This window comes from Streptomyces sp. NPDC087844 (assembly GCF_044742785.1).
Lineage (GTDB): Bacteria > Actinomycetota > Actinomycetes > Streptomycetales > Streptomycetaceae > Streptomyces.
In genome coordinates, this window is the sequence record NZ_JBIUVD010000019.1 from 38,032 (window position 1) to 50,148 (window position 12,117).

Genomic DNA, 12,117 nt, shown 5'->3' on the forward strand with positions numbered 1-12,117 from the left:
ACCGACAGCTCGCCCACGCACGAACGAACGGACTCATGACTCCTCCCGAAACGCTGCTGGACGTGCTGCTGGACGCGGCCCACCGGGCACCTGGACAAGTCGTCGTCCACGTCCGCGGGGACGGCAGCGAAGTGGCCGTCACCTTCCGGCAACTCCTCGAAGAGTCCCTGCGGGTCGCGGGCGGCCTCCGGGCCGCAGGAGTCGCCCCGGGTACCTGTGTGCCGGTGCTCGCGGACCGCAGCGAGGATTTCCAGCCGCTGTTCTGGGGTGCGCTGGCGGCCGGCCTGGTTCCGGTGCCGCTCGCGCCCGACGTACGGCGGGTCGGGCCTGTGTGGGAACACCTCGGCCGCCCGCCCGTCGTGGTGGACGCGGCCTGCGCGGAGGTGGCCGAGCAACTACCGGGTTCTGTCCAGGTGTTGCGGCTGGAGGCACTGCGCGAGTGCCCGACACCGGCCGCACCCGCGATGCCCGCGCCCGACGACCTGGCGTTCCTGCAGTTCTCGTCCGGCAGCACCGGGGCGCCCAAGGGTGTGGAGCTGACCCACGCCGCCGTGGTGGCCAACCTGCGGCAGATAGTCGCCGTCTCGGCCCTGTCCGAGCGGGATGTCCTGGTCAGCTGGATGCCGTACTTCCACGACATGGGGCTCATCGGCACCCATCTGGCACCGCTGGCCTCACGGACGAAGCAGGTGAAGATCGGCCCGCTGTCGTTCGCGAAGAACCCGCGCCTGTGGCTGGACGTGACCGCCCGGCACCGGGGCACGGTCCTGTCGGCCGCCAACTTCGCGCTCGCGCTGACCATCCGGCGCGTACCCGAGGACGTACTCGCCGGACTCGACCTGAGTCCGGTACGGCTGATCCTGGTCGGGGCCGAACCCATCTCCGCGACGGTGTGGCGGGACTTCGCCGCCAGGATGCGTCCCGCCCGGCTGGTCCCGCGGGCGGCGACACCCGTGTACGGGCTGGCCGAGGCGACCTTGGCCGTCACGTTCCCGCCGCTGGGCGAAGTGGCGGTTCCCGTCACCCTGGAGCGAGCCGCACTCGCCCGGGGCGTGGTGGTGGAACGCGAGGCGGACGGGGAAAGCCTGCCGGGGACGGGCGTCCTGGCAGCGACGGACGTCGTGGAAGTGATGGACGTCGTGGAAGTGATGGACGTCGGCCCGCCGGTGCCGGGCTGCTCGGTCCGGATCACCGACGACACCGGCCGGTCGCTGGGCGACCGGCGGGTGGGTCACATCGAGGTGCGGGGCCCGCAGATCGCCCGCGGCTACCACCGGCTGCCGGAGACGACAGCGCTGTCCTTCGCCGAGGACGGGTGGCTGCGGACCGGGGACCTGGGATTCCTGCGCGACGGCCGCCTGTGCGTCAGCGGCCGCCACAAGGACGTTCTCTTCCTCAACGGCCGTACCTTCCACGCCCCGGACATGGAGGAGGTCGCGAGCACGAGCCCCGGGCTGCCGCCAGGAAACCCGGCGGTGATCGGCTCGACCGACCCGGTGACCGGCTGCGAGCGCGTGGTGGTCTTCGTACCCTGGGCCCGGCCGCCACGCGGTGCCGCCGAGGTCCTGGACGGGGTCGCACGGCGGCTCCGTACCGCACTGGGGCACGACGACGTGCGCGTACTCGCACTGCCGCCGTCGGCCTTCCCGCGCACCACGAGCGGCAAGCTGCAACGGCAGCGGATGAGGGCCCGCTTCGAGAAGGGCGCGTACCGGCCCTCGGCGTCCTCGTCGTCCCCGCCCCCGCCCACGCCCTCGCCCCCGCCCCCGCCCTGCGGAATCCCGGCAGCCCTCGTGAACCCCGCGGCCCCCGCGGCCCCTCGTTCGTACGACGCCATGCGGCAAGTGGTGCGCGGTGCCTGGGCTCAGGCACTGCGTCTGCCGGAGGCTTCCTTCGGAGACAAGGACCGCTTCTCCGAGGTGGGCGGCACCTCGCTGAAGGCCATGGAGGCGCTCGCCCGGCTGGAGGAGTCCCTGGGGGTCACGCTGGGGCCGGCCGTGATGCGCCACGACACCGTCGCCGCGCTCACCGACCACCTGCTGGGCATGGCGGGGGAGGCCACGGCGCCGCACAAGCCGGCTTCGGACGGTCCGTCGGTTCGGTCCTCACCGGATGACGCGTCGTCGGCGACGGCGGTCGTCGCGATGGCCTGCCGTTTCCCCGGCGCGAGCACGCCGGAGGAGTTCTGGGACCTGCTGACAGCCGGCCGTGACGCCGTCACCGAGGTGCCACAGGACCGTTGGGGTACCGCCGGCACCGCTGGCACCGCACAGCCCGGCCGCTGGGGCGCCTTCCTGGACGACCCCGCTGCCTTCGACGCCACCCACTTCGGCATCGGCGACGAAGAGGCCCGCACGCTCGACCCGCAGGCCCGGATCTTCCTCGAACTCGCCCACGAGGCCCTGGAACGCGCCGGTTACGCCGGACCCCGCCGACGCGGCCTGCGCATCGGTGTCTTCGCCGCCGTCGGAGACAGCGGCTACCGCCGGATCCTCGCCGACGCCTCCCCCGCCCTGCCGCCGTCCGCGACGACACTGACGGGCAACCTCCCCCATCTCGTCGCCGCCCGGGTCTCGCACTGCCTCGACCTGGACGGCCCGGCCCTCGCGGTGGACACCGCGTGCTCATCGGGTCTGGTCGCGCTGCACCTGGCCCGCCGCAGTCTCGCGGACGGCGAGTGCGACACAGCCGTCGTCGGCGGAGTCAACCTCCACCTCACTCCCGACGGACACGAGGCCCTGGAAGCCGCCCAGGCCCTCTCCCCCACCGGACGCAGCCGCGCGTTCAGCACGGCCGCCGACGGCTTCGTACCGGGCGAGGGCGGCGCGGCCCTCGTCCTGCGACGCGTGGAGGACGCCCACCGGGACGGTGACGACGTACTCGCCCTCGTTCGCGGCACCGCCGTCAACAACGACGGCACCTCACTGAGCCTGATGGCACCCAACCCCCTGCGACAGCGCGAGGTGATCACGCGCGCGTACGAGGTCTGCGGCGTCGATCCGGCATCGGTGACGTATGTCGAGGCGCACGGGACGGGCACGGCCGTCGGTGACCCCATCGAGCTGCGGTCACTGGCCCACGCCTTCCCCGCGCGCGCGGACGGTCTGCCACGGCTGCTGGGCTCGGTGAAGACCAACGTCGGACACCTGCTGAACGCCGCCGCCCTGCCCTCCCTGGTGAAGGTCGTACTGGCACTGCGGCACGGCCGGCTGCCCGCCTCCCTGCACCACTCGCCGCCCTCGCCCGCCGTCGAGCGCTCCGGATTCGCGCTGGTCACCGAGACCGGGGCCTGGGCGACGGCCGGCCCGTCCGATCCACGCAGAGCGGGTGTCAACGCCTTCGGCTTCGGCGGCACGAACGCGCACGCCGTACTGGAACAGGCACCGCCGCCCACGGCACAGGAACGGGCCGGCGGCAGTGGCCCGCACCTGCTGACCCTGTCGGCGAACAGCGCGGCCGGGTTGGACGCCTGGACGTCCCGCCTCCTCGACCATCTGCACGCGCACCCGGAGTTGGACGAGGGTGACGTGTGCCGGGCGGCGGCCACGGCCCGCGACGAGGGTGCTCATCGCCTCGCCGTTGTGGCCGGGGGTGACCTGCGCGAACGCCTGGCCGCCGCCACGGCTCCCGGCGGTGGCCGGCTGCCGGGCGCGGTCGGCGGGACGGTGACGCACCGGCCGCGGACCGTTTTCGTGTTCCCCGGCCAGGGTGCGCTCCGACCGGGCCGGGGTCGGGCCTTGTACGCGACGGCGCCGGTGTACCGCGACACGCTCGACGAGGCGTCGGCCCATGTCGGCCCGGTGCACGGACGGGAGTTGACGGCCTGGTCCGTCGAGCCCGACGTGGACCCGGCGGCCCAGGCCGCCACCGAGGTCGCGCAGCCACTGCTGGTGGCCCACGGGGTGGCGCTCGCCCGGCAGTTGCTGGCCTGGGGCGTACGGCCGGACGCAGTCGTCGGGCACAGCGTCGGAGAACTGACCGCCGCCTGCGTCGGCGGAGCGCTGTCGTTCACCGACACCCTGGCCTTCGCGGCCGAACGCGGACGCCTCATGGGCACGTCGACTCCGCCGGGCGCGATGGCGGCGGTACGGGGAGCCGACGAGGAGCAGGTGGCGACCCTGGTGGCGGCGGCTCCCGACGAGCTCGCGGTCGCCGCCTACAACGGGCCCGGCAGGCTGGTGCTCTCCGGCAGCCACGAGGCGGTCGAACGGGCGACGCGGGAACTCTCCGCGCGGGGCGCGTCCGTACGCGCGTTGGAGGTGTCGCGCGCCTTCCACTCACCGCTGATGGAGCCGATCGCCCGGCAACTGGCAGCGGCAGCGGTTGGGTTGAGGGCCACAGATGATCCCGGCCTTCCGGTGCTGAGCACGCTCACCGCCGAGTGGCAGCCGCGCATGGACCCGGACCACCTGCGCGAACACGCGCTGCGACCGGTGCTGTTCGGGCGGGCAGTGACCCGGCTGCTCGACGAGGGCTACGACACGTTCGTGGAACTGGGGTCGCCGGAGAGCCTCGCAGGTCTCGTACGGGCGACCGCCGCCGCGCGGGAGCCGGCGGACAGGACCGGCTCCGACAGGGACGTCCTCGTGATCTCCGCGCCCGTAGGGCGGAAACGTTCCGGAACTCCGCAGGACGATGCGCCGGGCGGAGCGGGCGAGTTGCTGGAGACGGTGGCGCACCTGTGGGCCCGCGGTGCGCCACTGGACCGTACGAAACTCGACCGGGGCCGTCGGCGGGTTCCGTTGCCGCCCTATCCGTATCAGCGGCGCCGCCACTGGCCCGATGCCGCGCGGCCAGGCCTGCTGCACCGCGTCACCTGGCAGAGGACACCCCTGTCGCCGAACGCGTGCGGACCGGTGCTGGTGACCGGCCCGGACTCGACAGCCGTGTACGACCTCACCCAGCGCCTCGCGGACCAGGGCGTGCGGACCGGCGCTGTCCCCGGAGTCCGCCCGCAGGCGGTGATCCTGCTGGCCGGGCCCACCGCCCGTGGCACGTCCGCCGAGATCGAGCGGATCCAGCGCGAGCTGATCGCGGCGTTCCACGAGGCACTGACCCTGTTCGACGTGACCGGGGCCGGCCGCCTGCTCGTCGTGACCGAGGACGCGCACGCCACCGGGCACGGCCGCGAACGACCGAGTCCGGTCCAGGCGGTGTTGGGCGGCCTGACGCTCGCCGTGCCGTCGGAGTCCGCCGGAGCGGTGGCCAACTGGGTCGACCTGTCCTGCCTCGACGACGCCGAGCAGCGGTCGCGAGCCGTCCTCGCCGAAGTGACCGCACCCCAGGCGGCCGGCGCCGTCGCCTGGCGGGACGGACAGCGGCTGGTACGGACCGTCACGCCCGAGGCGATCGTCACACCCGAGGCGACCGTCGCACCCAGGACCGCGAATCCGCCCGGCCTCCCGGACCGGCTGCCCGCCGACGGCACCTTCCTCATCACGGGCGGCGCCGGGGGCCTCGGCTCCGCCCTGGCCCGGGAACTCGCCGGGCGTGGCCGCCCGGTACTGCTGCTCACGGGCCGTTCCCCGCAACCGCCCGCGGGTCTGCTGGCGGAACTCACCGGCCTCGGCGCCGACGCCCGCTACCACCGGGCCGATCTCACCTCGCGGGACGACGTGGAGGCGCTGATCGCCGAACTGCCCGCGCCGGACGCCGTCTTCCACGCGGCCGGAGTCGTACGTCCTGGAAGTCTGCGCGGGACGAAGGTGGAGGAGACGATGGAGGCGCTGGGCGCGAAGACGCTCGGCACCGTGTTGCTGTCCGAGGCGCTGAAGCGGCACGGACGCACCCCCGACGTGTGCGTGGCGTTCTCCTCCGTCTCCTCGATACTGCCGGGACTGGCCGGGGCACTTGGTGCCTACGCGGCGGCCAACTCCTTCCTCGACTCGTTCGCCGGCGCCGAGCGGCGGGCGGGGCGGCCGTGGCTGTCGGTGAACCTCGGGCCGTTCGCCGAGACGGGCCTCGCCGCCGCGTTCGCCGCCGATACCCTCCCCGCCGATGCCTTCCCCGCCGAGGGGAGCCGGCCGTTGGCGACCGCGCCGGCGTTGGCGGCACTGCGGACCGCGTGCGGCACCGACGAGGCGCAACTGGTCCTCGCCGACCGGACCGCGGCCCAGCCGGACCGGGTCCGCACCCGCCCGCCGAGTACGCGCGAGCCGCTGCCCGCGCCGCGGTCCGCGGCCGACACGATGACACCCGTGTCCGGCACCGCCACACTGCTGCGGGAACTGCTCGCACAGTCGCTGAGCGTCCCGGCGTCCACCGTCGACGACGACGCGCCGTTCCTCTCCCTGGGGCTGGACTCGCTGGGCGCGGTCGACCTGGTCAAGCGACTCGAACGCAGGACGGGGCGGTCCCTGCCCGCCACGCTCTTCTTCGAGTACCGGACCGTACGGGAACTGGCCGCCCACCTGGACACGGACAGCGCCCCGGCCGGAGCGGGGGCAGAGGCGTCCGCTCCCCTACCCGCCACGGACCCGGCCGCCTTCGCCCTCACCCCCGTACAGCTGGCCCTGCACACCAGCAGTCGGCTGCATCCCGGCGTCCCGGCCCGCGGTCATCTGCGGATGACGGTCCGCGGTCCCCTGGACACCCATGTCCTGGGGCAGGCGCTGGCCGCCCTGGCCGAACGGCACGGCATGCTGCGCCTGCGGATCGACGATTCCGGCACCGGCACCGGCCCCGTGCAACGTCTGGCTCCGGCTACTCTGCTGTCGACCTGGTACGAGGTCCGCGAGTGCGGTGCCGAGCAGGTCGCCCACCTCGAAACGGCTCTCTGCAACCAGCCCTTCGACCTGGCGACCGGACCGCCCGTACGGGCCGTGCTGCTCCGCCAGGAGGCACATGTCGCGCATCTGCTGCTGGTGGTCCACCACGCGGCGGCGGACGGATACAGCCTGAACGTCCTGGCCGAGGAGTTGTGGTCCTCGTACACCGCGCTGTGGCGGGGGGAACACCCGCGGCCGGCGCCGGACGCGCCGAGCTTCGCGCGGTACGCCCGCACCACTCGCTCCTCCGACACCACCGCCTCGGATGCCGACCGCCGCTACTGGACCGAGCGGCTGGCCGAACACCGGGCCGGGGGCGGCGAACCCCTGCGGCTGCCCTACGACGGCGATCCGGACGCGCCTCCGTCGGGCCCGCTCGTGCAGCACTACGGCTCGCTCGACGCGACTCTCACCGCAGGCCTGGAACGGCTGGCCGCCGCACACGACGTGTCCCTGTTCCATCTGCTGCTCGCCGCGTACGTGCGCTGTCTGTCGCGGTGGACCGGACGGCAGGACATCGCGGTCAACGTGGCCCGCGCTCGGCGCGAGGAACGCTTCCCCGACGTGGACCGGCTCGTCGGCCCGCTCGCCGACACCCTCCCCCTGCTCTGCCGCACGGCCCCCGAGGAACCGGTCGTCGCGCTGGCGCGACGGCTGCGCCGCAGCTGGCTGGAGAGCGAACGGCACTCCGGGCTGAGCAGCCTCGACCTGGCCGGCCTCCTGTCCGGCGGAGGTTCCCGCACCGCGAGCCCGGCGGGCTTCAGCTTCGCCCGTTTCCCGGCACGCATGGCGGCCGACTGCCCGGTCGAGGTACGGGCCGACGCGGCCGGCACCGGTTCGGCCGCGACCCGGCTGAGCCTGCTGTGCTGGGCGGACGGGTCGACGCTGCGCATGTCGTGGAACTTCCCGTTGCCTCTGTTCGACCCGCGCACGGTGACGCGCCTGGACAGGCAGTACCGCGCCGAACTGGCCGCTCTGTGCACGCCGCTCTCCGGGTCTCCCCGGGAGACCGACGAACCGCACGGTGTGGTCGGCCGACTGCTCCGCCGGTTCCGTGCCACGCCCGACGCCACCGCCGTGGAAGCCGACGGAACGGCCCTCACCTACGCGGCACTCGACCGCGCCTCCCAGCTCCTGGCGACGCGGTTGCACGCCGCCGGTGTACGGGCGGGTGACCTGGTCGGTCTGCTCACCGAGCCCGGCCCGGACACCGTGATCGGCGTGGTCGGCATCCTGCGTACCGGAGCGGGCTGGGTCCCGCTGGACCCGACGTACCCGGCCGCCCGGCTGACGGACCAACTGCGGCGCGCGGACGTCTCCACCGTGGTGTGCCATGAACCGACCGTGCGTGTCACGGAGTCGCTCGGCGACGACGGAGTGCGTGCGGTACGCGCCGACGGCTCGCCGGACCCGCGGACGGACACCACAGCGCCCGTACCCGCGTCGACCTCGGTTCCCGACGCGATCGCGTATGTCATCTTCACCTCGGGTTCCACCGGCCGCCCCAAGGCGGTCCCGATCACACATCGGGCGATGGAGAACTACCTCGACTGGGCCATCGGGACGTTCGACTACGACGCCGGTGACCGCCTGGCGCAGACCGCGTCACCGTGCTTCGACGCCTCGGTACGCCAACTGCTCGCACCCCTGCTGGTCGGCGGCACCGTGGTGACCGTACCGCGGGACCTGCTGCGCGATCCCGAGCTGCTGCTGGCGTACGCGGAGCGGACACGGATCACCGTGTGGAGTTCCGTCCCGACGCTGTGGGAGCAACTGCTGTCGGCCGCCGAGGAGCGCGTACGCCGGGGAGCGGGACGCCCGGACCTGTCGGCGCTGCGCTGGGTGCACGTGGGCGGGGAGGCCCTGTCCGCCGCGCACGTACGCCGCTGGTTCGACCTGTTCGGCGACCGGCAGCGGATCGCCAACCTGTACGGCCCCACCGAGACGACGATCAACGCCACCTGCCAGGTCATCACGGCGCGTCCGGCCGACGACGTGCGGACGCTGCCGATCGGACGGCCGGTGACCGGCACCGACCTGATCGTGGTCGGCGCCGACGGCGTGCCCTGCCCCGAGGAGGAGCCGGGTGAACTGCTGATCGCGGGAGTCGGCCTGACCCCCGGCTACCTGGGGCAACCCGAGCTGACCGCGGCGGCGTTCACCGTGCGGGACGGTCGGCGCTGGTATCGCAGCGGCGACCGGGTCCGGCTCCGCGCCGACGGAGTCCTGGAGTTCCTGGGGCGGATCGACGACCAGGTGAAGATCCGTGGCAACCGGGTGGAGACGGGAGAGGTCGAGGCGGTTCTGCAGACGCATCCCGGGATCACTCAGGCGTCGGTGGTCGCACGTGAGGGACGGTTGCTGGCGTTCGTCACCCCCCGGCCCGGTGCCGGGCAGCCGGAACCGCCGGACGTGCGCCGTCACGTGGCCGGTCTCCTGCCGCCGTACATGATCCCGGCGCGGATCCCCGTGCTGGACCGGCTGCCGCTCAGCGGCACCGGCAAGATCGACCGCCGGGCGCTCGAAGACGCCCCCTCGGCTCCGGAGGCGGCCACCGGCGGGGCGGCTCTCCCCGCCACGGACACCGAGCGCCGACTGGCCGCCGTCTGGTCCGAGTTGCTGGAGGTCGACTCCGTCTCCCGGGAGGACGACTTCTTCGACCTGGGCGGCGATTCGCTGCTCGTCCTTCAGGTGTTCGCCCGGCTCGGCGAGACCAAGGCACCGCTGCCCCGCCCCACCGTCATCTACGAGAACCGCACCCTCGCGAAGCTGGCCGCCGCGGTGGACGCGACCGCCGCGGAAGGGCATCCGGCACCGGCGGCGACCGCGCCCACGGACCACGCGGAACCCTTCCCCGTCACGCCGGCCCAGCGCGGTTTCCTCCTCGCCGAAGCCCTCTCGCCGGGCGGAGGCGGTTCCTGGCCCGCGCGGCTGCGGCTGTCCGGCCCACTGGATCCAGAGATCTTTCAGGCCTCGGTGGACCTGCTGGTGGAACGCCACGGCATGCTGCGTACCGTCTTCCCCGCCGGCGCCCGACCGCCCGTCCAGCAGGAACTCCCGCCCTCCCTGCGCCTGCCGGTCACCTTCGAGACACTCACCGACCCCACCGAGGTGGACGAACACGCGGCGGCCGAGGCGCGGCGGCGCTTCGAACCATGGGCCTGGCCGCTGCTCCGGCTCCGGGTCCTCACCGTCACAGAACACGAACACGTCCTCATCGTGCACGCACACCACGTCATCGGCGACGGATACAGCGCCGCACTCCTCGTACAGGAGCTGACGGCCGTCTACGACCGGCTGGCCGCGGGCCGCACTCCCGAACTGCCCGCACCGCGTACCACCTTCCGTGACCACGCCCTGCTGTCGGCCGAGTCGCAGCCGGACACCGCGCCGGGTGCGGCGGAGCGGCGGGCCCGGGTCGACGCCCTCTACCGGCAGCCCGCTCTGCGCACCACCGACAAGGACGACGGCGCGGAGTTCGTGTCGGCGGGATTCGTACTCGACGCCGGGCGGACGGCCGCGCTCCGGGCGCTCGCGGCGAAGGCGGGAGCCACCCTGTACGCGCCGCTGCTGACCGCGTACCACCAGCAGTTGGCGCGGCTCACGAGCCAGGCGGACCTGATCGTCGGCCTGGCGGTGAGCGGTCGCGACCGGGGCCTGGCGCTCGACGCACACCGTGTTTTCGGCCCGTTCGCCACCGCCGTACCCGTACGGCCGACGACCGTGCCGCCCGGTGAACCGGAACCGGACTTCGGTGCCGCCCTGCGGCGCGTCGTCGCCGAGGCCGAAGAGGCGCGCAGGCACGAGGACATCGTGCCCCGCAACGCCGACGGACTGCCCCTGACCTCGCAGTTCTTCTTCACCTACCTCGACTTCTCCGTTCTCGCCGCTGCGCACGGGCAGTCGCTGACCGCCTCGTGGGACGACGGGGACAGCGCGTTCGCGCCGCCGTCGTCGGCGACGGACGTGTTCCTGGCCGCACGCCCGGAGGGCACCGGACTGCGCGTGACGGTACGAGGATCGGCCGCGGTCTTCTCCCCGTCGGCGCTGGCCGACTTCGCTCAGGCGCTGCGGGAACGGCTCGTACACGCCGTGAACTCACCCGTTTCGAGCCGCCCGTCGAGCCCGCCCCGGTCCCGGGAGACGATGGACGCCGCCCTGGTCGGCTATCTGCCCGCCCCCGGCCACCTGGCCCGGCTGGCAGGGCTGCCCGAGGACGCTCTGCGACGGGAGGACCTGCGCGCGATGCTGTTCCCCGACGGCGCGCCACGCCTGCTGGAGACGGTCCGCACACCGCTCGGCAGGTCGGGTTTCGTCTGCGTGCCCCTCTTCTCCGACGAACTCGGCCGGGACCCCGAACTCGTCGCGCACACCGCCCGCGCGGTGTCACTGGCCTCCTCGCTCGGAGCCCGGTGCGTCTCCCTGGCCGGCATGATCCCCTCGCTGACCGGTTACGGCTTCGACGTACTGCGCTCCACGGACCTGGGCCCGGCCGCCGTGACCACCGGGCACGCGGCGACCGTCGTCTCCGTGGTCCGGACCGTGCACGCGGCACTCGACGCCACCGGAAAGGACCTGGCGGACCTCGACGTCGCTTTCGTCGGGCTGGGATCGATCGGCACGGCCTCCCTGGACCTGCTGCTCTCCCGGGCCGCCCGACCGCCACGGCGGCTGCTGCTCTGCGACGCGCCCGGCAGCGGACCACGGCTGCGGCACCTCGCACAACGACTGAAGGAACGCGGCCGGGCCGATGAGGTGGAGGTGGTGGAATCCCGGCCGACACTGCCCGACGCCGTGTACGGGGCCGGTCTGCTGGTGACGGCGGTGAGCAGCACCCACACACTCCTGGACGTCGACCGGCTGACGCCCGGCACCGTCGTGGTCGACGACTCCTTCCCGCACTGCTTCGACACCGGGCGGGCGCTGGCCCGAATGCGGGAACACCGGGACGTACTCGTCCTGGGCGGCGGACTCCTGCGTCTCGGCGACCTCAGCCGCGAGATCGCCGAAGGGCTGCCGGCAGCGGCGGCGGCCGGATACCTGGCCCAGCCATGGCTGGCAGGAACCCTCGCCTCCTGCCGAACGGAGTCCCTGCTGCACGCGGCGGACCCGCGACTGCCGCTGGTGCGCGGTCTGGTGGACGGATCGGCGGCCCTCGCCTACTGGCAGGCCACCGAACGCGCGGGGGTCACAGCGGGCCCGTTGCACCTGCTCGGCCACACCGTCGGACCGGACCCCCTGGCGGGTGTGCGCGTGGCAGGAGCCGGCTCCCGCTGAACGCACGCGCTCCGGCCCCGATCGAGCCAGCCCGTTCCCCGTCCCGACGGCGAGTCCAAGATCATGTACAGGA

At 73.6% G+C, this 12,117-nt stretch carries 1 protein-coding gene; it reads left to right on the forward strand.

Translation table 11 applies throughout. The features are described from left to right. The first annotated feature begins 35 nt into the window (after positions 1-35). Positions 36-12,044, forward strand: a complete 12,009-nt coding sequence (locus ACIOKD_RS30485; protein ID WP_402090370.1) for an amino acid adenylation domain-containing protein — start codon at positions 36-38, stop codon at positions 12,042-12,044. Positions 12,045-12,117: the final 73 nt, after the last annotated feature.